At 69.2% G+C, this 22,860-nt stretch carries 15 protein-coding genes; 9 read left to right on the forward strand and 6 right to left on the reverse strand.

Features of this window, described 5'->3' with window-relative positions:
• Positions 1-1,434 (forward strand): LCP family protein, encoded by a 1,434-nt coding sequence (locus ACWDNU_RS29070; RefSeq protein WP_449671239.1) that lies wholly within the window; start codon positions 1-3, stop codon positions 1,432-1,434.
• Positions 1,435-1,705: 271 nt separating this feature from the next.
• Positions 1,706-5,590 (forward strand): Pls/PosA family non-ribosomal peptide synthetase, encoded by a 3,885-nt coding sequence (locus tag ACWDNU_RS29075; RefSeq protein ID WP_449671240.1) that lies wholly within the window; start codon positions 1,706-1,708, stop codon positions 5,588-5,590.
• A 36-nt stretch (positions 5,591-5,626) separates the two neighbouring features.
• Here ACWDNU_RS29075 and ACWDNU_RS29080 read toward each other — a convergent pair whose 3' ends face one another.
• Positions 5,627-6,829, reverse strand: coding sequence for a CaiB/BaiF CoA transferase family protein (locus ACWDNU_RS29080; protein ID WP_449671241.1), 1,203 nt, complete (start codon positions 6,827-6,829; stop codon positions 5,627-5,629).
• Positions 6,829-8,013, reverse strand: coding sequence for an acyl-CoA dehydrogenase family protein (locus ACWDNU_RS29085; RefSeq protein WP_449671242.1), 1,185 nt, complete (start codon positions 8,011-8,013; stop codon positions 6,829-6,831). Before ACWDNU_RS29085 ends, ACWDNU_RS29080 begins: the two co-directional genes overlap by 1 nt.
• Positions 8,014-8,136: 123 nt before the next feature.
• On the opposite strand from ACWDNU_RS29085, the gene ACWDNU_RS29090 reads away from it, so the two are divergent.
• Positions 8,137-8,877 carry an IclR family transcriptional regulator gene (locus tag ACWDNU_RS29090; protein WP_449671243.1) on the forward strand — a complete coding sequence of 247 codons (741 nt, stop codon included), beginning with the start codon at positions 8,137-8,139 and terminating at the stop codon, positions 8,875-8,877.
• A 189-nt stretch (positions 8,878-9,066) separates the two neighbouring features.
• Positions 9,067-10,383, forward strand: coding sequence for an MFS transporter (locus ACWDNU_RS29095; protein ID WP_449671244.1), 1,317 nt, complete (start codon positions 9,067-9,069; stop codon positions 10,381-10,383).
• On the opposite strand, the gene ACWDNU_RS29100 is transcribed toward ACWDNU_RS29095, so the two are convergent.
• Positions 10,376-11,548 (reverse strand): polysaccharide pyruvyl transferase family protein, encoded by a 1,173-nt coding sequence (locus ACWDNU_RS29100; protein WP_370938216.1) that lies wholly within the window; start codon positions 11,546-11,548, stop codon positions 10,376-10,378. The genes ACWDNU_RS29095 and ACWDNU_RS29100 overlap by 8 nt on opposite strands.
• Positions 11,545-12,111 (reverse strand): OmpA family protein, encoded by a 567-nt coding sequence (locus tag ACWDNU_RS29105; protein ID WP_370938215.1) that lies wholly within the window; start codon positions 12,109-12,111, stop codon positions 11,545-11,547. Before ACWDNU_RS29105 ends, ACWDNU_RS29100 begins: the two co-directional genes overlap by 4 nt.
• A 407-nt stretch (positions 12,112-12,518) precedes the next feature.
• On the opposite strand from ACWDNU_RS29105, the gene ACWDNU_RS29110 reads away from it, so the two are divergent.
• Complete coding sequence (locus ACWDNU_RS29110; RefSeq protein WP_449671245.1) at positions 12,519-13,136, forward strand: DUF998 domain-containing protein; 618 nt, start codon at positions 12,519-12,521, stop codon at positions 13,134-13,136.
• Entirely contained in the window at positions 13,133-15,148 is a 2,016-nt protein-coding gene (locus ACWDNU_RS29115; protein WP_449671246.1) for a glycosyltransferase, read from the forward strand. The genes ACWDNU_RS29110 and ACWDNU_RS29115 overlap by 4 nt, the downstream gene beginning before the upstream one ends.
• A gap of 70 nt (positions 15,149-15,218) precedes the next feature.
• Here ACWDNU_RS29115 and ACWDNU_RS29120 read toward each other — a convergent pair whose 3' ends face one another.
• Positions 15,219-18,491, reverse strand: a complete 3,273-nt coding sequence (locus ACWDNU_RS29120; RefSeq protein WP_449671247.1) for a GH92 family glycosyl hydrolase — start codon at positions 18,489-18,491, stop codon at positions 15,219-15,221.
• A 520-nt stretch (positions 18,492-19,011) separates the two neighbouring features.
• Between ACWDNU_RS29120 and ACWDNU_RS29125 the strand changes: the two genes are divergently transcribed.
• The gene (locus ACWDNU_RS29125; protein WP_449671248.1) at positions 19,012-19,863 is read left to right on the forward strand and encodes an SGNH/GDSL hydrolase family protein; all 852 of its coding nucleotides are present in this window, start codon (positions 19,012-19,014) and stop codon (positions 19,861-19,863) included.
• Here ACWDNU_RS29125 and ACWDNU_RS29130 read toward each other — a convergent pair.
• Positions 19,829-20,584: a metallophosphoesterase family protein gene (locus ACWDNU_RS29130; protein ID WP_449671249.1), complete on the reverse strand. Its 756-nt coding sequence runs from the start codon at positions 20,582-20,584 to the stop codon at positions 19,829-19,831. The two genes, ACWDNU_RS29125 and ACWDNU_RS29130, sit on opposite strands and share 35 nt — an antisense overlap.
• Before the next feature lie 78 nt (positions 20,585-20,662).
• On the opposite strand from ACWDNU_RS29130, the gene ACWDNU_RS29135 reads away from it, so the two are divergent.
• Together ACWDNU_RS29135 and ACWDNU_RS29140 are read left to right on the forward strand one after the other, a co-directional pair.
• Positions 20,663-22,045, forward strand: a complete 1,383-nt coding sequence (locus tag ACWDNU_RS29135; RefSeq protein ID WP_370938803.1) for a replication-associated recombination protein A — start codon at positions 20,663-20,665, stop codon at positions 22,043-22,045.
• Between the two features lie 109 nt (positions 22,046-22,154).
• On the forward strand, positions 22,155-22,685 hold the full coding sequence (locus ACWDNU_RS29140) for a cupin (RefSeq protein ID WP_449671250.1): 531 nt from the start codon (positions 22,155-22,157) through the stop codon (positions 22,683-22,685).
• Positions 22,686-22,860 lie beyond the last annotated feature (175 nt).

Raw genomic sequence — 22,860 nt, forward strand, 5'->3', positions numbered from 1 at the left:
ATGGAGCGCGCGAACGGGCACTGGGCCGAGCGGATCGGCGTGGTCGCACTCGTCGCCATGCTGCTGGGCGGGGCCGCCTACGGGTGGGCCGAACTGCGCGCGCTGCTGTCCGGGGTCACCACGTCCACCGCGCTCGACGGGCAGGCCCGGCCGGGCGGGGACACGAACATCCTCGTCATGGGTCTCGATTCGCGGCTCGACGAACGGGGCGAACCGCTGCCCGCCGAGTTGTACGAACAATTGCACGCGGGGGACCAGAACGTCGGCGGCTACAACACCGACGTCCTGATGCTGCTGCACGTTCCGGCCGACGGCGGGCATCCGACGGTCATCTCGATCCCGCGCGACGACTACACCGATCTCTCCGGCTGCCCGGACGGGGTGTGCAAGGGCAAGATCAAGGAGGCTTACGGGTACGCGTTCGCCGCGGAGTCCAAACGTCTTGCCGCGCAAGGCGTCACCGAGAAGGCGGCTCGCGAGCAGAGGTCCCGGGACGCCGGCCGCGCGGCAGAAGTCGCGACGGTGCGCCAGTTTCTCGGCGGAGTCGCGGTGGACCATTTCGTCGAAGTCACCCTTGTCGCGTTCTTCCAGCTCGCCCAGGTCGTGCAGCCGATCACGGTGTGTTTGGCCGACAGCACGCGCGACAGTTATTCCGGAGCGGATTTCCCGGCCGGGCAGCAGCGGATTTCCGCGGCGCAGGCCCTCGCGTTCGTGCGGCAGGGCCACGATCAGCGGCACGAGTTCACCGACCTGGACCGGGAACGGCGGCAGCAAGCGTTTCTCGTTTCGCTGGCGCATCAGCTGAAAGAAGGCCGGGTGTTCGGTGATCCGGTGAAACTCGGACAGCTGGTTTCGGTCGCGAAACAGAACATCGCGATCGATTCCGGGCTCGACTTGAATGCGCTGGCCCGGCAGGCGGAAACGTTCGCCGGCGGGGATCTGACACTGGCGTCGCTTCCGGTCGAAAGGTTCGAAAAAGACGCACGGGGCGAAGACGTCAACATTGTCGATCCGGTGAAAATCCGCGCCGCCGCCGCTCGGTTGCTCGGCCGGACGGTCCCGCCGCCGCCTGCCGCGACGGCCGGGCCCGCCGTCGACGTGGTGAACGCGAGCGGCCGTGAGGGCGCGGCCGCCCGGGTGCTGAAGACGCTCCCGTCGCGGGGATACCGCGCCGGGCGCTTGTCCAGCGCGCGGCACACCCACCGCACCGTCGTCCGCTACGGGCGCGGGGATTCCGCTTCGGCGGCGAAACTCGTGGCCGCGCTCGGCGGCGGGTACGGCGTGGGCTACGACGGCGCGCTGGCCGCGGGGGAGTTGAAACTGGTGCTCGGCACCGATTTCCGGGAAAAGGCCGACGAGGTGGACCCGGTGCCGGTCTCCCCGGTTACGCCCGCCGACGAATTGTCCGGAGGCGGGGTGCCGTGCGTGCGGTGAACGGGAGAAGCACAACGATCCTGTGAACCCGGTGAGAACGAATTCCGAAATTAACTCTCCCGAGTGACAGCGGCGGTGATGTGCCCGCTAATGTCCGGGATCGGGTGACGAGCCGCACAGCCGCGGCAGGGGGATTGCCCGAAATCTGATCTTGCTCCGATTTCAGTGCCGGATAACGGCGCTGCTGCTTCAACCCGGCCTCACGCCGCCCATTGTTGAGTGGCGACCAGCCGGTTTCGTGAGTCCTGTTCTTCTGGAAAGAGGTTTTCCTGTGACGCTGGACGCGGATCGGGTGCGCGCGGTCGCGCCCGAGAGGCTCGCCGAAGAGGCGACGGCGGTTTACCGGGCGGGTCCGACGCCTGCCGCGCGCACGCTTTACGACATTTTCGCCGAAACAGTGCGCCGGCACCCGGACGCGCTCGCGCTGGACGACGGCTCCACGCGGGCGACGTACCGCGATTTCGCCGCGCAGGTCGAAGAACTCGCCGGACGACTCCGGACGGCTGGGGTCATGCCGGGCGACCGGGTCGGCATCCGGATGACCTCCGGCACGGCGGCGCTGTACCGCAGCATTCTCGCCGTTCTCGCCATCGGCGCGGCCTACGTTCCGGTCGACGCCGACGATCCGGCCGACCGCGCCGAGACAGTGTGGACCGAAGCCCAGGTGAGCCTGGTCCTGAGCGACGCGGGATTGCCCTCCTCGCGCGGGCCGCGGTGGCCGCGAGTCCGTCCGCAGCCGCAGGACGACGCCTGGATCATCTTCACCTCCGGTTCCACCGGCAAACCGAAGGGCGTCGCGGTCACGCATCGCGCGGCCGCGGCCTTTGTGGACGCTGAGGCCCGGTTGTTCTGCCAGGCACGGCCGCTCGGCCCGGGCGACCGTGTGCTGGCCGGGTTGAGTGTCGCGTTTGACGCGTCGTGCGAGGAAATGTGGCTGGCGTGGCGGCACGGCGCGTGCCTGGTCCCGGCTCCGCGCTCGCTCGTCCGCGCGGGAGCGGACCTCGGGCCGTGGCTGGTCGAGCGCGGCGTGACGGTCGTGTCGACGGTCCCGACGCTCGCCGCACTGTGGCCCGTGGACACTCTGGCCGGCGTCCGGCTGCTCATCCTCGGCGGCGAAGCGTGCCCGCCGGAGGTCGTGACGCGCTTCGACGACGGCAACCGGGAGATCTGGAACACCTACGGCCCAACGGAAACCACCGTTGTCGCGTGTGCGCAGCGGCTGCGCGCGGGCGAACCGGTGCGGATCGGGCTGCCGCTCGACGGCTGGGAACTCGCGGTCGTCGACCCGGAGGACCCGGCGGGCATCCCGGTGCCGTGGGGCCGCAGCGGCGAACTGGTGATCGGCGGCGTCGGCCTCGCCCGGTACCTCGACGCGGCCAAGGACGCGCAGAAGTTCGTGCCGCTCCCGGGTCTCGGCTGGAGTCGCGCGTACCGCAGCGGGGACCTGGTGCGCGCGGTGCCGGAGGGCTTGGAGTTCGTCGGCCGCGCGGACGGTCAGGTCAAGATCGGCGGACGGCGCGTCGAACTGGGCGAGATCGACGCCGCGCTGCGTGCCTTGCCGGGCGTCGCCGCGGCGGCGACCGTGGTGCGGCGCACGGACAGCGGCGCGCAGGTGCTCGTCGGTTACGTGGTGCCGGAAGGCGAGAGCCTCGATCGCACTGCCGCGCGCAGTCTTCTGCGGGACCGGCTTCCAGCGGCTTTGGTACCACGGCTGGCGTTGGTGCCGGATCTGCCGGTGCGCGCGTCGGGCAAGCTCGACCGCGACGCGCTGCCGTGGCCGCTGGAGGAGTCGACCGCCGCGCCCGTGGTGCCGTCCGATCCGAAGCTGGCGTGGCTGTTGCAGGTGTGGAGCGAACACCTCGGGACCACGGCCGGGCCGGACGACGACTTCTTCGACCTCGGCGGCTCGAGCGTGACGGCCGCGCGGCTCGTTTCCGTGCTGCGCGAACGGTATCCGACGGCGGCAGTGTCCGATGTGTACTCCTGCCCGACGCCGCGCGAGCTGTACGAACGTCTCGCCGGAGAGCCGGTCGAAACTGTCGCGGCGGAAGAGCCGCAGGTGCCCGCCGTTCGGGGCAGTGGCTGGTGGCAGGCCGGGGTCCAACTGGTTCTGCTGGCCTTGTCCGGAATGCGGTGGCTGCTTTCGGTTTCGCTGCTCGGCTCGCTCGTCGCTTTGGTGCTGCCGTTGCAGTGGCTGCCGCGGATGTCGTGGTGGATCCTCATCCCGGCGTGGCTCGTGCTGCTGAGCCCGCCAGGCCGGATGCTGCTCGCGGCGGGCGGGGTACGGTTGCTGCGCGGAAAGCTCGCGCCAGGGGAGTACCGGCGCGGCGGCATTGTCCACATGCGACTGTGGACCGCCGAACGGTTCGCTGCCGTGGTCGGTCCGCCAGGAGTCGCCGGGACGCCACTCGCCGCGCCTTATGCCCGGCTGCTCGGCAACTGCGTCGGCCGGGGCGTGGACCTGCATTCGCCGCCGCCGGTGGGCGGTCTCGCCGACTTCGGCGACGGATGCGCCGTCGAGCCCGAAGCGGACCTGGCCGGGTGGTGGCTGGACGGTTCGGTGCTGCGGATCGGCCGCGTCCGAGTCGGTGCCGGTGCCCGGGTCGGCGGCCGCAGCACGCTGCTGCCGGGTACGGATCTCGGTGCCGGATCGGTGCTGCTGCCGGGCTCGACGCTCGACACCCGCGTGCCGGACGGCGCGGTCTGGGGCGGTTCCCCGGCCGGACCGTCCGGGGAACGTCCGTCGCGGCCGACTGTGGCGGCACCGCGCGCGAAGCGGTATTCGCTGGCGTTCGCTCTGGGCGGGACGCTGCGGTCGCTGTTCATGTTCGTCACCGCGATTCCGCTGATCGTGGTCGCGCTGCTGCTCATCCCGGCGGCGGACGACCCGCGCACTGCCGCGCTCGCGATCTTGCCGTGGACGCCGCTGCTCGTGTTCGCCGGAATCGTCTTGTACGCCTTGACGATCGTCCTGCTGGTGCGGCTGGCCAGCCTGGCCGTGCGGCCGGGAACCTATCCGGTGCTGAGCCGCGCGGGCTGGGCGGCCTGGTTCGTGCACGAACTGCTGGAAATCGCCCGGCGGCAGCTGTTCCCGCTCTACGCCGCGCTGGCGACTCCGGTCTGGATGCGGCTGCTGGGCGCGCGGATCGGCCGTGGCGTCGAACTGTCCACTGTGCTCAGTCTGCCGTCGCTGCTTCGGGTGCGGGACGGCGCTTTCCTCGCCGACGACGTCCTCGCCGCACCGTACGAACTCGACCGCGGCTGGGTCCGGCTGGGCGTTTCCGAGGTCGGGGAACGCGCGTTTGTCGGCAACTCGGCGGTGGTCGGCCCGGACCGCACACTCGGCTCAGGCTCGCTCGTCGGCGTCCTGTCCGATACCCCGGCAGAGGTTCCCGACGGCACGTCCTGGCTCGGTCGGCCCGCGTTGGAGCTGCGGCGCACTGCGGACGCGGTCGATCCTGCCCGCACTTTCGCACCGCCGCGCCGGTTGAAGCTGGCCCGCGCGCTGGTCGAGTCCTGCCGGATCGCGCCGCTGCTGATCGCGGGCCTGCTCGGACTCGCCGTGTCGACGGTGCTGGCCGGAGTGGACATCGCGGGCGGCTTCTGGGTCGCCGCCGCCATCGCCCCCGCGGTGTTCGTCGCGGCCGGTCTCTTCGCCGCGCTGCTGACGACGTTGATGAAATGGACGCTGGTCGGCCGATTCCGCCCGGGACGGCATCCGTTGTGGAGCGCGTTCGTGTGGCGGAACGAGCTGTACGACACGTTCGTCGAGACGCTCGCGGTGCCGTGGTTCGCCGGTTCGTTCCTCGGCACGCCGGTGCTGAACTGGTGGCTGCGGACCCTCGGCGCCCGCATCGGCCGCGGCGTCTGGTGCGAGAGCTACTGGCTGCCGGAAACGGACCTCATCCGCCTCGGCGACGGTGCGGTGGTGAACCGCGGCTGCGTGCTGCAAACGCACCTGTTCCACGACCGGGTCATGCGCTTGGACCCAGTCCGCCTCGGCCCCGGCGCGACACTCGGCCCGCGCGCCTTCCAGCTGCCGGGCAGCGGGGTTTCCGACGGCGCGACGGTCGGTTCGGGTTCGCTGGTGATGGCGGGGGAGACCGTTCCGCCGCGCACCCGGTGGCGCGGCACGCCGGTCCGTCCCTGGCGGTGAGGGTGTCGTGAGTGCTGATCCCGGTCAGAACCGTGATCAGCACTCACGAGCCACCTGCGAAAGCCCGGTATACGCCGCCCCCTTCGCCAACGCCCCCTCCACCTCCTCGGCAGGCAACCCCGCCGCCGCCAGCACTTCCCGGGTATCCGCCCCTGGCGGCCGAGGCGATTCGGCGGCGCACCCAGGCGTCCGGCCGAGCTTCACCGGCACCCCGACCCCGCGATACCCGTCCCGCTCGACCACCATTTCCCGGTGCCGCACCTGCGGAGCGTTCATCGCCTCCGCGATATCGTGCACCGGAGAAGCCGGAACTCCCTTCGCCAGCAACAACTCGGCCAAGGCGTCCCGTTTGTACTGTCCAATCAAGACACGCAGTTCATCACGCAACGCACCCACATTGCTGACCCGATCGGCATTCGAAGCAAACCGCGGATCAGACGCCAGCCCAGGCGCACCGAGCACGTCGACCAGCGCCGCGAACTGCCGGTTATTCCCCGCTCCGACAAAGAAAGGCCCGTCCGCCGTCGAGAAGGTCTCGTACGGCGCGATCGACGGATGCGCCGAACCAGTCCGCCGCGGCACCGCACCGTCCGCGAGCCACGCCGCGGAATGCGGATGCAGCAAGCTGATCACCGTGTCCAGCAAAGAACAATCCACCAGTTGCCCAAGCCCGGACCGTTCCCGCTCGTGCAGCGCCAGCAGGATCCCGGAGAACCCGAGCACCCCGGTCACCACGTCGACAACAGGCACCCCGATCCGCAACGGCGGCCCGTCGGCCTCGCCGTTCACGCTCATCAACCCGCCGTACGCCTGCAGCACCGCGTCGTACCCGGGCAGTCCGCCGAGCGGCCCGTCGGCGCCGAAACCCGTGATGCGGCAATGGATCAGCGCCGGATACTCCGCCCGGATCGTTTCGTCCGGCCAGCCCCACCGCGCGAGCGTGCCCGCCTTGAAGTTCTCCACCACGACGTCCGCGCCCGCGAGCAGGGTGCCTAGCAACGAACGACCGTCCGAACCGGACAGATCGAGGACGATGTTCTTCTTGCCCCGGTTGAGGTTCGCGTAATAGGCGCTGGTGCCTTCGGAGAGAAACGGCGGACCCCAGCCGCGCGTCTCGTCTCCGGCGGGCGATTCGACCTTGATCACCTCGGCCCCGTGGTCGGCCAGCATCTGCGTGCAGTACGGCCCGGCCAGCACCCGCGACAGGTCCAGCACCCGCAGCCCGTCGAGCGCGCCCATCAGTACGACCTCGGCAGCCCGAGCACGTGCTGCGACACGTAGTTCAGCACCATTTCCTGGCTGATCGGCGCGAGCCGCAGCAGCCGCGCCTCCCGGAAGTAGCGCTCCACGTGGTACTCCCGCGCGTACCCCATCCCGCCGTGGGTCTGGATCGCTTGGTCGGCGGCCTGGAACCCGGCGTCCGCGCACAGCCACTTCGCCATGTTCGCCTCCTTGCCGGCCGGCAGGCCGTTGTCGTAGCGCCAAGCGGCGTTGCGCGCCATCAGTTCCGCCGCGTCGAGCCGGGTCGCGGCCTCCGCCAGCGGGAACGCCAGCCCCTGGTTCTGCCCGATCGGACGGCCGAACACGTGTCGCTCCCCGGCGTACCGGACCGCGCGCCGCAACGCCGCGCGGCCGATGCCGAGCGCTTCGTGGGCGAGCAGGATGCGTTCCGGGTTGAGGCCGTCGAGCAGGTACCGGAAGCCCTTGCCCTCCTCGCCGACGCGTGCCGATTCCGGCACTCGCAGGCCGTCGATCAGCACTTCGTAGGACGACACCGCGTTGCGGCCGAGCTTGGGGATCGCGCGCAGCTGCACCGCGTCGGACTCGATGTCCACGACGAACAGCGACATGCCGTCGGTCGGCTTCTCCACCTCTTCGCGCGGCGTCGTGCGGGCGATCAGCACCATCTTCTGCGACTGGCCCGCCTTGGTGATCCAGACTTTCCGGCCGTTCACGACGTAGGAATCGCCGTCGCGGCGGGCAAACGTGGAGATGCGCGTGGTGTCGGTGCCCGCGTCCGGCTCGGTCACGCCGAAGCAGACGTGCAGCGAACCGTCGACCGCGCCGGGCAGGATCTCCTGGCGCATTTCCTCGCTGCCGTGCTTGACGATCGTGTTCAGCCCGAAGATCGTCAGGTGCATCGTGCTGCACCCGTTCATCCCGGCCCCGGACGCGGCCACTTCTTCCAGCAGCAGCGCGGCTTCGAGGATGCCGAGCCCGCCGCCGCCGTACTGCTCCGGAATCGCCATGCCGAGCCAGCCCGCGGAGGCGAACGCGTCGTAGAACTCGCGCGGGAACTCGGCGCGCTCGTCGCGTTCCGCCCAGTACTCGTCGGGGAACCGGGCGGCCAGCTCGCGCACGGCGCGCCGGATGTCCTCCTGGTCTTGGGTCAGCTGGAAGTCCACAGTGCTGCTCTCCATCATGCGCATATAAGAACGCCGAGTTCGGATATACGTCCAACGTAAGGCGACGCGCGCTTCGGGTCAAGCGCTGCCAGGGTGGCTGTCGCGATAGGGTTCGTATGTACGAACGCAGGGGAGTCCGTCATGACCGAGTCGACCGCCAAGGCCCACCGGACGGTCGGGCGCGTCACGAGCATCCTGGAGTGCGTCGCGCGGCAGCCCGGGATGCGGCTGCACGAGCTGTCGGTGGCTCTCGACGCGCCGAAATCCTCGGTGTTCGGCCTGGTCAAAGGGCTGGTGTCGACCGGCTACCTGATCGAGGCCGACGGCGCCTATGAGCTCGGCCCCGCGCTGGGGAACCTGCTCACCGGCGGCCTGCCCGGCATCGCGACCGCGGCCCGGCCCGCGCTGGAGGAGCTGCGCCGCCGGTTCGGCGAGACGGTGATGCTCGGCGCCGCGGTCGGGGATTCGCTCATCTACGTGGATGCGGTCGAGTCCGAGCAGCCGATCCGCTACTCCGCGCCGCTGCGCACCCGGCGGCCGCTGTACCCCCCGAGCGCGGGCAAGATCTTCCTCGCGTACTGGTCGGCGCGCCGGCGCGAGGCGTACCTGAAGTCGGTGCTCCCGGATGCCGAGCGGGTGCGGGCGGCGATGGACGAACTCGACACCGTCCGCGCCAAGGGCGTCGCGCTCAACCGCGGCGAAACGCTGCCCGACGTGAGCGCGGCCGCGCGGCCGATCCTGGTCGACGGAGAGGTCGTCGCGGCCATCGCGGTCGCGGGCCCGACCACGCGGATTTCCGAACGACTGCCCGAGATCGGCGACGCGCTGGGCGACATCACGGCGGCGGTCGTGAAGCGCTGGGAAGCCGCGCGCCAGGGCTGATTGCTCGTGCGTGCCTATCGCGGTGAGAACCGTGATCAACACGCACGAGACCCGGCCTTGCCCCTTGACCGGTGTGTTCGCGGTCTCTTAGCATCCGGATATACGCATCAAGCGTTCCCAAATACGCACGCAACGGCGCGCGCCGGCTGGCTTCCGCTTGCCTGTGCCCCAGTTCCGGAGAGCAGGACCATGCCCAGTGTTGTGGACGACAGCGTCGGAACGGCCCGGAAAGCCCCGCGCGGAGTCGGGGTGGCGGTGGTCGTCGGCTCCGCGCTCGAATGGTTCGATTTCTACCTCTACGCCTCGATGGCCGCGCTGGTGTTCGGCCACGTCTTCTTCCCGCCCGGCAACGACGCCGCGGCGACCATGGCCTCGGTCGCGACTTTCGCCGTCGGGTTCCTGGCCCGGCCGATCGGCGGCATTGTCTTCGGCGCGCTCGGCGACCGGATCGGGCGCAAGAAGGTGCTGTCGTGGACGTTCGTACTGATGGGCGTTTCCTCGGCAGGGATTGGATTGTTGCCCAGTTACGCGAGCGCCGGACTTCTCGCGCCGGTGCTGCTCGTCGTGCTGCGGCTGTTGCAAGGACTGGGCGCCGGCGCGGAATTCGGCGGCGCGATCGCGGTCGCGTACGAGCACGCTGACCCGCGTAAACGCGGGCGGCAAGGTTCGTGGCCCGCGCTGGGCGTGAACGTCGGGTTGCTGGTTTCCTCGCTCGCCGTCGCCGGACTGACCACTTTGGACAAAGAATTCCTGCACGGATTCGGCTGGCGGATCCCGTTCCTGGCCAGCTTCCTGCTCGTCGGCGTCGGACTGTGGGTGCGCCGCCGGGTGCCGGAGACGCCGGAGTTCGAGAACCTGGTGCGCACCAAGCGAAACCGGCCGCGCGGCTGGGCGAACCGGCCGCTGGTCAAGCTGTTCCGCAGCGACTGGCGCGCGCTGACGGTGGTCATGGTGATCACCATCGGCTACAACGGCGTCAGCTACGTGTTCAAGACTTTCTCGCTCGCCTATCTGACGAATTTCCGTGGTGTACCAGCGAATATCGGCGCGCTGGGGATCAGCATCGCGAGCGGGATGGCGATCGTCACGGTGCCGATCGCCGGATGGATCAGCGACCGGATCGGCGCGAAGAAGGTCGTGGTCGCCGGTGCGGTCGCGACGGGATTGCTGGCGTTCCCGTTCTTCTGGCTGCTCGACACCGGCACGAGCTGGTTCATCTGGCTCGGCCTCGTGCTGGCGACCGGCATCGTGGTCCCGGCGATGCTGTCGGCGCAGGGCGCGTTCCTGGCCAAGCAGTTCCCGGCCGAGGTCCGCTCGACCGGTCTCGGCACCGGACGCGAGGTCGGGGGAGCGGTGTCCGGCGGGCTCGCGCCGCTGGCCGCGCTGGCGATCGTGGAAGCGTCCGCGACGCACGCGACCTGGGGTGTTTCGCTGCTGTTCGTGGCGGGCGCGTTGTGCATCGGGCTCGGGGCGCTGGCCGATCAGAGCCGCGGCGCGCTCAACTGAGCCGTGGCCACCGGGTGCGGGTTTTGGGCAGTTCCGGACCATAGACGGCTTCGGCGACCGAGCGTTTCAGGTTCGCGCAGTGGTGCAGCACGTGTGCCGGAAACCCAGTGCCGGAAGGACGTTCCGGCGGCTTCTCGGCACCGGCGGGCGTGAGCGTCCAGCCGGAACCGAGGTCGATCAGGCTCCGGTGTTTCGTGGTGTAGTACTCCGGCGAAACGTCGATCGCCACGCCGGTCGCACCCGCCGCGGCGGCGACCAGGTGGAGGTGGAAACGGCTGGAGATCCACGTCTGACCCGCGGCGAGCGGAAGGCCGCGGTGCCACACGTCGCGGAACGGGTGGAACTCCGCGCCGGGAAGTTCGTGTTCCAGCAACGCGAAAACCTCGCGGTCGACGCGAGGAATCCCTTCCACCACAGCGAGTTCGCCCGGCGGCAGCCGCCACGCGCGCACGAGGTCGAGCACCTGCGCCGCGAGTACGGACGGCCGCTCGGCGCCGATGTCCGACTGCACGCACAGGACGAACTCCCGCGAGGTAGGCGTCGTCGGCGGATGCGGGTCGAGAAAGACGTCGTCGCAAGTCCGCTCGACGCCCGCGACCCCGTGCAGGAGTTCGGCGGACGGATCGTCGCGGACGTCGACGACGTCGAACCGCTCGGCGAGCGCTCGCAACAAACCGGCCGCGCCCGGAGAAAACGGGACGAAGCCCTGTCCGGTCATCGCGGAGCGAGCATGAGAACGCTGTGCCGCGGCAGCGGCTCCGGCGACCAGTCCCAGGTGCCGGGGCCACAGCGCGTTGATATAGCCGCCGCCGATCAGATGCACGACGTCGAGCCGGCCGAGCAGTTCGATCCCCGCGTCCCAGCGCGGTGCACGACCGGGATCGTGCACCGCGGCTTGTACCCAGGACGCGACTTCCCACGGATCGTCCGACGGCGCTTCGCCGCAGAGCCGCCACAACGTGTCTGTGCAGCGCAACCGCGGATGCAGGTCGCCGAACAAATGCTGGGCCGGTCCCGGCGAATGCGTGTCGAGCCAGACTTCGGCGTCCGGTTCGGTGCGGGCCAAGCGGCGGATCCAGGCAGCGGCGATCAGCTCGTCGCCGAAGTTCGGATAACCGCTCGGCCCGACCAGGTAATGCCGGCGGGGGGACGGGGCTCGGGTCACGAAGCGACAGTAAGCTGCGTGTCCAACGCCTGTTCGCCCTGGGCCTTTTCGCTGCCGCTCGGCTCGGCCTGCACGCGGTCCTTGGCGACGCCGTCGCCCTCGAGCGCGGTCGAAATCGCCTGCGCGCGCTCTTCGGAAAGCTTCTTCGCCTTTTCCGCGTCCGGGTAACCGGCGTGGGTCTCGACCTTCAGCTTGACATCATTGCCCTGCATGGCTTTCGCGATCGCGGCGAGGCCTTCCTTGGCCTGGCTGGTCAGTTCCGCCTTCTCCGGCTCGAACTTGATCGGCGAGGCCTGCGAGGCCTGCTGGATCGCCGCGGTGACCGCCTGCGCGGCCGGGCCGCCGTTCTGCCCGGGGGCTCCGTTCTGGCCGGAGGCGCCGTTCTGCCCGTTCTCGCCGGACTGGGCGGCTCCGCTGGGCTGTGCGGCTCCGCTGGACTGCGCGGTGTTCTGCCCGGACGCACCGGATCCGGACGAGTCGTTCGATCCGCCCGACCCGCACGCGCTGACCAGCGCGATGACGGCTGCGGCCCCGACGACCGCCTTGACGAGTGCCCTCTGCATGGGAATTGCGCTCCTTCGGCTGGGTTCGCCGGGATCTGAACACGCCACCCATTCGGCGGCAACCGCAGCCCGCCCGGCGACCGCACCGAGCCACCACGCGGTTTCGCGCTGTCAGCAGGGCGGGGGCGGCGCACAGCGGCCTCACCCGGCAAGGTCGACATCCACCCGGGTGAGGGACCCGGTCAGTCCACAAAGGACAGTCTGAAATGCCGGTGTTCCGGCTGGTGTATAACGTCCTATTCAGCTCGCCGTGAGGCATTTCGCCCAGCCTTGCCGACGGCGAACCGGAGGCGCGCGTCCGGTCCGCTCCGGCACAGAAAGCCCCGGGACCCGCTACGGATTCCAGGGGTGCATCTCAGGGTGTTCCCCGATGCCGAGCCGTCAGAGCCGCCAGCATGCTGATTGCTGTGACCCTCATAACGCGGAAGGCCAGGGCGACGGCGCCGGTCATCGCCGCCGCGGCCTTGGCTTTTTCGCTGGTGCCGATCCTCCTGTTGCACGTGGTGGCGGGCACGATCGACCCGGTCCGCGACGTGATCAGCGACTACGTCTTCCCGCCCGGCGGTGCGGTGCTGCTGGCGGCGGCTTCGCTCGGGCTGGCCGGCGCGTCGCTGGCGGTCCGGCACGCGCTGCTGAGGCAGGGGTTGCCGAAACGCAGCTGGGAATCGGTGCTGATCGCGTTGTGGGCGGCCGGATTGGTCATCGCGACGTTCTTTCCGACCGATCCGAACGGCGTCGAAACGTCGTTTTCCGGTGCGGTGCACCGGTATGCGGGCGCGGCGATGTTCGTGTGCCTGCCGCTGGCGGGATGGTTGCTGGCGCGCCGGCGGCCGGAAGCGAAGGCGGTGCGCTGGCTTTCCCTGGCGTCCGGTGCCGCTTCGCTCGCCTTTCTGCTGGCCCACGCGCCCTTGCTGGAGCAGTCCGTGCCCGAGTTCCTCGGGCTGTTTGAACGCGTGCTGTACGCCCTGCTCTACGCACAGCTTTTCGCCGTCACCGCGATGGCCCGATCCGAGGTGGCCGCATGACGATCCTTGCCATCGCACTCGCCGTGCTCGGCGCGGTTTTCTTTTCCACCGGCGCACTTCTGCAGCACGGTGTGGTCACCGGGCTGTCCGGCCGGCCGCGGATCGGGGAGCTGATCCGGGCGCCGCGCTGGCTCGGCGGGCTCGCCCTGCTCGGTTCGGGGGCAGGCGTGCACGCGGTCGCATTGGGGATGGCCCCGCTGACCGTCGTGCAGCCGGTCGGGGTGATAGCCGTTGCGATTACTGCGATTCTCGACCGACGACGGCGGGATCTGCCCGCGGTCGCGGTCACCATGCTCGGCGTCGGGACGTTCGTCACCGTCGCCGCTGGCAGCACCACGAGCACCGCGGTCGGTGCCGACGCGCAAACGCGCGCGGCACTGCTGGTGCTGGGGGGCGTGGCGCTGCTGACTTTGATCGGCGCGATTTCTTCGCGTCCGTCGATCCGCGGGCTGTGTTTCGGCGCGGCCGGCGGCGCTGCCTACGGCTTCGTTTCGGTGTTGATGCGAGCGGTTTCCCTCGAAGTGCAAGAGGGCACGGTCGACTTCAGCACCGCTGTGTCGGTCGCCGCGATGGTGACGGCGCTGCTGGCCGGCGGCTGGCTCGTGCAGCTGTCCTACCGATGCGGTCCGCCGCACCTCGCCGTCGCGTGCCTGACCGTCGTGGATCCGCTGGTCGCGGTGGGTCTCGGCGCCGGAGTGCTCGGCGAAGCCACCCACCTCGACGCCACGGCGACCGCGGTCGCGCTGACCGCGGCGGTCCTGGCGGTCGGCGGCGTCGCGGTGCTGAGCCGCAGCAGCTCTTCTCCTGTCCATTCCACCAGATCGGAGCACCCTGTGAACGACGACCGGGCTTTGCGCATCGTGGTCGCCGCCGAAACCTATCCGCCGGACGTCAACGGCGCCGCGCAGTTCGCGTACCGGCTGTCCGCCGGGCTCGCCGGCCGGGGGCACGAGGTCCACGTGATCAGCGTCGACCCGAACGGCCCGGCGAGCACCGAAAGAGACGGCGACGTCGTGGTGCACCGGGTCCGGTCGCATCGCACCCCGTTCCACCGGACCTTCCGGATCGGCCTGCCCTGGGAAGTGAGCAAGGACGTCGCTGCACTGCTGGAGGAGCTGCAGCCCGACCTCGTGCACGTCCAGGCGCATTTCGTGGTCGGCAGGTACGTCCTGAAGCACGCCGCCGCGATGGGCATTCCGGCGGTGGCGACGAACCACTTCATGCCGGAGAACCTGTTCGGTCATGTGCGGGTGCCGATGTGGCTGCGCGGCGCGGCTGCGCGGTGGGCTTGGCGGGATCTGACGCGAGTGTTCTCGTCAGCCCGCGTGGTGACGGCGCCGACGCCGCGTGCGGTGGAACTGTTGCACGACAACGGTTTCCCGGAGCGGGCGATCCCGGTTTCGTGCGGCATCGACATCGACCGCTACCGGTTGCGCAAGGTTTCGCGGACGTCCGACGATCCGACGGTGTTGTTCGTCGGACGGCTTGACGAGGAGAAGCGCGTCGACCAGCTGTTGCGCGCGGTCGCGCTGCTGCCTGGACTGCGGGCGGAGATCGTCGGCGACGGTTCGTGCCGGGCCGACTGGGAAAAGCTGGCGAGCGAGCTCGGGATCGCCGACCGGGTGCGGTTCCGCGGGTTTGTGTCCGAAGAGGACTTGCTGGACGCGTACGCGGCGGCGGATCTCTTCTGCATGCCAGGGATCGCCGAATTGCAGAGCCTCGCGACGATGGAGGCGATGGCGGCCGGGAAACCGGTGGTGGTCGCGGACGCGATGGCGTTGCCGCACCTGTGCCGTCCGGGATACAACGGCTGGCTTTTCGAGCCGGGCAACGTGGGGGAGCTGGCCGAGCGGCTGCACGCGGTGATCGCCGACCCGGCGACGCTGGCGCGGATGGGGGCGGCGAGCGGCAAGATGATCGCCGGGCACGCGCTGGAGTCCTCTTTGGACTCTTTCGAGGCCTGCTACGCCGAGGCGATGGGCCGGGTTGCGGCAGTGCCCGCGGCCGCCTGAGACTTGGGGGAACTGGGGATGGCCGGGTTCGCCGGACGAAGGGGAGGGATCCGGCGAACCCGGCCGGACTCTACGCGAGAGTGATCGCGTAGAGCTGGACCCGCGGGTCGTTCGGCAGGCTCACCGACTGGACGGTCTTGGCGCCGTCCACTGTGGAGGAGATGCCGAACAGCCGCACCGGCGGGCCGTCGACACCGCTGCCCGCCTTGATCCGGTGCGGCATGTCGAGCACGACGGTCGTGCCGGACGGCGTCGACCCGGCCCAGTCGCCGAACGTCACCGGGAGATCCGCGCTGGATCCGTCGTTGTAGTGCACGGTCAGCGAGGTGGAGACCGGGCCGTTGTGCGACGAGCCGATCAGCTGGACCGCCTGATGCTTTCCGGCGGGCAGCAGCAGCGATTGCCCGCGTGCTTCCACGAAGTTCGCCGCGGTGCTCGTGGGATCGGGTGCTGCGTAGGTGACTCCATTGTGGACAAAGGGGCCAGCTGGCGGCATCAGGTCGGCGTCGTAACTCCAGCCGCTGCCGTCGAAGTTGCCCTCGGTGGACGCTGCGACCGTCGCCGTGCCGTCATGGTTGCGGTCGTGGCTGAGGTCGACCGCGCACTGGGTTCCGGACGTCGTCGCGCACACTGTCGGTTCTCGGACCTCGATGCTCGCGGTGCGCGTTATGGTGTTCGCCCCCGGCCCGGATGCCCTGAGCTGCACCGAATACGTGCCGACTGGCGTGTTCGTCGGAATGGTCACCGTGACCGGCGCGGTCTTCTGCGTCGGCAACTGGAAGGACCACAACAGCTGCAGCGGTTCGGTCTGCACTCGCCAGCCGGACGGTGCCGTCGACGTCACGAAGACCGGTTGCGCTCCAGGGTTCTGACCGAGGACGTCCAGGTTCAAGTGGACAGTCTGCGCCGAGGATTGCTGCGGCAGCACAACGGAACTCGGCCGCAACGTCGCATCAACATGTCGACGAAGATCGCCGGTCGCCTTGTTCACCGACGGCGGTTCCGTGCCCGGCTGCGTGCCCCAGTTCGACGGATTCGCACCGACTTGGTAGGCGAGCTGGCCGCCGTGCGCGACGGCGGACCAGTCGAGCCAGGTCTGCCGGACGTCCCGGCCGTTGAGCGAAACGCTTTGCACGTAACGGTTCGCGTCGCTCGCGCTGGGCGCGGTGACGGTGAGCGTCCCGCCTTGCTTGCCCTCGTACTGTCCGATCCGGACAGTCGCCGATTCGAACTGCGGACTGGACACGGCGAGGAAGTTCGCGCCGCTCATCGTCGGGTACAGGCCGAGCGAGGAGAAGACGTACCAGGCGGACATCGTGCCGAGGTCGTCGTTGCCGGTCATGCCGTCCGGGCCGGTGGTGAACAACGTCATCGCCGCGCGGACGACGGTCGCGGTCTTCGCCGGCGCGCCGACCCAGTTGTACATGTAGGGGGAGAGCAGGTCGGGTTCGTTGTTGGGGTTGTAGGTGGCCTTGGCGTAGTAGTCGTACGGGCTGGCGATCCAATCCTTGCGCGCGGTGCCCGCCGGGTCCTTGAGCAGGTTGTCGTAGGCGAAGAAGGAGTCGAGCCGCTTTTCGGTCGCCTGCTTGCCGCCCATCAGCGAGGTGAGCCCGGCCGGATCCTGCGGGACGAGCCACTGGTACTGGTAGGCGCCGCCCTCGTGGAACTGGTGGTCGGCGTCGACCGGGTTGTACGGCGTGAGCCAGGTGCCGTCGGTGGTGCGCGGCCGGAACTGCTTGTCGGCGGCGTTCCAGACGTTGCGGTACCACTGGCCCCGGTCGGCGAACGTGCGCGCGTCGGACTGGTGGCCCAAACCCTTGGCCATCAACGCGAGCGCGGCGTCGGCGGCGGAGTACTCCATGGTCGCCGAGGTCGGATGCTCGCAGTCGTTGTCGCCGCCTTTGGCCGCGCAATCCTTGCCGAGGGCGAGGCCGCTTGGGATGTAGCCGCGGTCGTTGTAGTAATTCACCCCGGAGCGCCCGTTGTACGGCGAATCGGCGGGCGGCGTGCTCGTAGCGTTCTTCTTGAGCAGCCCGTACGCCTCCTCCTCGTGCCCGGCCAGCAAGCCCTTCGACCAGGCCTCGACGAGGAACGGCGTGACGGGGTCGCCGGTCATGATGTTCGTTTCACTGCCCGCCAGCGCCCATCTCGGCAGCCAGCCGCCGTCGCGGCCGATCGACAGCACGGACAGCGCGACATCCCGGGCGACCTGCGGTTCCAGCATCTCGAGGAGCTGGTTCTGCGGGCGATAAGTGTCCCAAAGGGAGAAGTTCTGATACGGCGTGTAACCGTTGGCGCGGTGGACCTTGCCGTCGAAACCGGCGTAGTCGCCGCTGATGTCGCCAGCCAGGTTCGGGTGCAGCTGCGCGTGGTAAAGCGAGGTGTAGAACGCCGTCTGACGTTCGGTAGTGCCGCCGCTGATCTTGATCGCGCCGAGCCGGTCCGCCCACTGCTTGCGCAACGCGGTGCGGGTGGCGTCGAAGTCGTAGCTGTCGCTGGTTTCTTTCGCGAGATTGTCCCGCGCGCCGGCGAGACCGGTGTAAGAGAGCCCCACCTTGAGGACGACATCGTGGTCAGTGGCCGCGTCGAAGCTGACCCACGCGCCGTTCCCGCCCGTGCCCGCAGCATCGCGGCTGCCCGCGGTGCGGGTGGTGCCGCGCCAGGTGCCGTAGGAGGCGAACGGGCGGTCGAAGGTCGCGGTGAAGTAGACGGTGTGCTCGTCGTGCCCGGCGCAGAAGCCGCCCGCGCGCACGCGACCCTCGAGGGTCCGGTCGCCGACGACGTGGATCTCGGAATCCTTCACGGACTGGTTCGCCTGGCCGGTGTTGAAAAGCACGTTGGCCTGGCCGGTGGACGGGAAGGTGTAGCGCTGCCAGCCGGTGCGCGGGGTGGCGGTGAGCTCGGCGTTGACGCCGTACTTTTTCAGCCCGACGCGGTAGTAGCCGGGTTCGGCCTTCTCGTCGTCGTGGCTGTACTCGGATTTGTAGGAGTTCTTGTCGACCGAGTCGACGGCTCCCGTGGTCGGCATGACCGGCAGTTCGCCCATCACGCCGCAGCCGACGCCGGAGAGGTGGGTCTGGCTGAAGCCGTAGATCGAGTTCTGCTGGTAGTCGTAGCCGCCCTGGCCGCCGGTGTCGGGGCTGACCTGGACCATGCCGAAGGGCGCGCTGGCTCCGGGGAAGGTGTTGCCGAAGTTCTGCGTGCCGACGAACGGGTTGACCAGCGAGATCGGATCCGCTCCTGTCGTTGCTGCGGTGGCGCTGCCGGTTGTGCTGGACATCAGCCCGGCCACTGCGAAGCTCGCTGCCGCGATCGCGGCTACCCGTCTCTTCTGCGACCACATGGGTGCGCTACCTCCAGGGCTGACAACGTTGTCATCGTGCGAGCCGGTGCGGGGGCGACCGGCTGGTGAGCAGCTTTTCATCCTGGAGGGGGTTTGAGAAGGGCGACAACGGGACAGCTTCCGGGCTGTGTTTCGTGTGGGGAGCCTCGCTGGCTTCTCCTCCGGTGGTTGCCTTCCCGGTCAGCGATGGTTCGTGAGGGTTCCCCTTCCGAAACCTTGGTTGCGTGGGGCACCCCGAAGTTTGATTGTGCTGACGGTCTGGGGGTGCTTGTCAAGGCGGGAAAGATGCCTTGACAAGCACCCCCAGACCGCAGGGACGCTTCGTATCGGGGTGCGGGGGAGGGGCTGGGTGCCTCGAACGTTGGGTGCAGCGGTGGCTGTTGGGTGGGGTGGCGTGGGTTGCTGTCAGTGAAGCCTCAAATGCCCTAAATCAGACTTCGTCCTCGCCGGGTACCGGAAGTTCCCACCGCCGTCCATACCGCGTTACCTTCCCATCACCAGCGGTGAGTTTCGATGCCGGATGGTCTTGGTCGTGACCGTGATCAGCGTCGGAGTCACCCCAGCCGCAGCCCGAGAACCAGTTCCGGAACGAACCCCGTCCCTCCGTCAAGCCGAACGTTTGGCGATCCTCGGCGATTCGACCGCCGTGGGGCTCGGCGATCCGCTTCCCCATCGCGGTGGCTGGCGCGGAGTGGGGCCCTTGGTCGCGCAGGCCCTCGGCATCGACGAAGCCGGCTACCTGAATCCGTCTTTTACCGGCGCGAGGATGGCCTGCGTACGCACCGAACAACTTCCCCTTGCGCTTGCTCACAAGCCGGACGTAGCGCTGGTCGTCGTGGGCATGAACGACACGCTCCGTCCGGACTTCAACCCGGACAACATCGCGGCGGACCTCACTGCGATCGTTCGTGAGCTCACCGCGGTCGGAACTACCGTCTTGCCGGTGCGTTTTCACGACCACAGCAAGGTTTTTCGGCTTCCGCCCTCGCTCAAGCGGGCCTTGAGCGCTCGCGTAGCGGAACTGAACGAGGCGATCGACCGGGTGGTGGAAACTGAAGGCATAGCTTGCCTGGACCTGGATGCCCTGCCTGGTGCTTACAACCTCACGGTGTGGAGCGTCGACCGCCTGCATCCGTCTGAACTGGGGCACCGTCTGCTCGCCCAGGGCTTCACGGACCTTGCCGCAGCAGCGGGTTACGCGGTCCCGGAGCCGGTGAGTCTCACTTGCTCCGGGGGAGTGGAGCCAAGCGCGGCGGGGCACTTTGGCTGGCTCGTCGCGAAGGGGGTGCCGTGGCTGTGGCGTCGTGGACGCGAGTTTCTGCCTTATGCCGCAGTCATCATGTGGCGCTCGTTCCGTGAGCGCGTGGGCTGAATACTCGCAGTGCCTCGGCATCTGACGCTGGATTCCGTACGAAATAGTCGTTCCAGTCCTGAATTCCGGGGTACTCCGACGTTTCCGCCAGCTCGCGGCACACGGCCTCCGCGTCATATGCGGTGCGCCGCAACTCGACGCCGGGACCTAGGCGCGCCCAGTGTGCACCTGTTGTGCCGTAAGGCATTCCGACGCTGCCTGGGTTCACGATCCGGCAGCGGTCGGCCAGTCGCAGGAACGGCATGTGGGTGTGGCCGCATACGACCGTTTCCGCTGTGACGCCGTCCAGGACTTCGGCCCAGCGCGACAGCGGACTGTCTACCAGCGCGACTTCTTCGTCGTCGCGGGGAGTGGCATGGCAGAACAGCACTTCGCCGAGGCCGTCGATTTCCAGGGTGACCGTCAAGGGCAATCCGGCTAGCAGCGCCACCTGGTCCGGCCGTAGCTGGGTCGCGGCCCAGGGGCCGATCGGGTCCGGGATCTTCGTGGGGCCGCCGGCCGCGAGCGTGACGAGCTCGCGGTCCGCGTTGCCGCGCACCCACACCGCGTGGTCGCCTAGCGAAACCAGCCGGTCCAGGGTCTGCCGGGGCAGTGGGCCTGCGGCCAGGTCGCCGCAGAGGACGACGAGATCGGCAGCTTGGACGTCGGGTTCGGCGAGGACCGCGTCGAGGGCGGGCAGCACGCCGTGGATATCGGACAACACCGCGACCGAGGAGACCATCGCCCCAGTCTGCCCCTCCGGCGGCGCTGCGGGGCCGGGCGAGCGGGATTGTCGGGGTGGTCGGTTACCGTCGTCAGCGTGGCACAGGACGAACTCTTCACGGTGAACCCCGACGCGGGGCCGCCGCCCGAACCCACCGGAGCGAACCCGGTCGAACCGCAGGCCGACCCGGCGACGTCGCCGCTCGCGGTCCGGATGCGGCCGCGCACGCTCGACGAGGTGGTCGGCCAGCAGCACCTGCTGCGGGAAGGGGCTCCGCTGCGCCGCCTGGTCGAGGGGGCCGCCCCGGCGTCCGTGCTGCTCTACGGCCCGCCCGGCACCGGAAAGACCACGCTGGCGAACCTGGTGTCCATCGCTACCGGGCGCCGGTTCGTCGCGATGTCCGCGCTGTCGGCGGGCGTCAAGGAGGTGCGCGGCGTCATCGAGGAGGCCCGGCGGCGCCGGCAGTACAACACCGAGAACACCGTCCTGTTCATCGACGAGGTGCACCGGTTCTCCAAGACCCAGCAGGACGCGCTGCTCGGCGCGGTCGAAGACCGGACTGTGCTGCTGGTGGCGGCGACCACGGAAAACCCGTCGTTCTCGGTGGTGTCGCCGCTGTTGTCGAGGTCCTTGGTGCTGCAGCTCCGGCCGCTCACCGACGATGACATCGTCGCCGTGCTGGAGCGCGCGTTGACCGACGAGCGCGGGCTCGGCGGCGAACTCACGCTCACTGACGAAGCCCGGGCGCACCTCGTGCGGCTTGCCGGCGGGGATGCGCGTCGCGCACTGACTGCGCTGGAGGCGGCTGCGGACGCGGCGTCCGCCACGGAGAACAAGACGATCGATCTGGCCGTTGTCGAGTCCACTGTGGACAAGGCGGCAGTTCGATATGACCGTGACGGCGATCAGCACTATGACGTGATCAGTGCGTTCATCAAGTCGATCCGCGGGTCGGACGTCGACGCGGCGTTGCACTACCTGGCGCGGATGATCGAGGCGGGGGAGGACCCGCGGTTCCTGGCGCGGCGGTTGGTGGTGCACGCGAGCGAGGATGTCGGGCTGGCGGATCCGACCGCGTTGCAGGCGGCGGTCGCGGCGGCGCACGCGGTGCAGTTCATCGGGATGCCGGAGGGGCGGCTCGCGTTGGCGCAGGCGACGATCCATCTCGCTACCGCGCCTAAGTCGAATGCTGTGGTCACTGCGATCGACACCGCGTTGAGCGACGTTCGCAAGGGGGCGATCGGGACTGTGCCGCCGCATCTGCGGGACGGGCACTACGCGGGGGCCAAGCAGCTGGGCAACGCGCAGGGGTACCGGTATCCGCACAACGTGCCGGAGGGGGTGCTGGCGCAGCAGTATCCGCCGGACGAGCTGGTGGGGCGGGACTATTACGAGCCCACACAGCGGGGCGGGGAGCGGACGCTGGCGGAGCGGGTGCCTCGGCTGCGGCGGACTATTCGGGGTGAGCGGCAGGTCTGAGGCTTGCGGCTCGCTGAGTGAGGGGCGCCACTTTCTGCCCGGTGGTGCTGCGGGCGGGAACATTCGGGTGCGTCGTCGGTTGCTTCTTTTCAAGGAAAGGGGAGCGGCGATGACGCTGTTGACCGTGTGGCCTGACGATCAGCCTGGGCATGTGCTTTTGCGGACTGAGGACACTGGGGCGATCGTCGCTGAGCTGGGGCGGGTGGGGGCTGGGTTCGCCCGGTTCCCCGTTGTTGAAGGCGGCTCGGATGGGGACGTGCTGGCTCGGTATCGGGGGTTGGTTGAGTCTCGCGTCGGCGGGGGTTGCTCGGTGGATGTTCCGGCTGGGGAGCCGGGGCTTGTCGAGCGTCTTGGGGACGCTGTCGAGGATCGGTTTTTCGTTCGGGGGGCCGCGGTTTGGTATCTGCATGCCGGGCGTGAGGTGCACGCGGTGTTGTGCGAGGCCGGGGATGTGTTGACGGTTCCGGCTGGGGTTCGGCATTGGCATGACGGTGGGGCGGATCTGGTGACTGTTCGGGTTTTGCGTGCTGGCGTGGCTGGGGTTGGGGCTGGGGTTGTGCGGGCTTTGGTGCCTGGGGAGTTTCCTGGGTTTGAGGAGTTGGTTGCTGAGCGGGTGGGTGGCTCGGTGTTGAGTGGGTGATCGGCTCGTCGCCTGGCGGCGACATTGCCGTCTTGGTTGCGTGGGGCACCCCGAAGCCTCAGTGTGCTGACGGTTCGGGGGTGCTTGTCAAGGCGGGAAAGATGCCTTGACAAGCACCCCCGAACCGCAGGGCGGCTTCGTATCGGGGTGCGGGGGAGGGGCTGGGTGCCTCGAT

The organism is Amycolatopsis sp. NPDC003676, assembly GCF_053587275.1.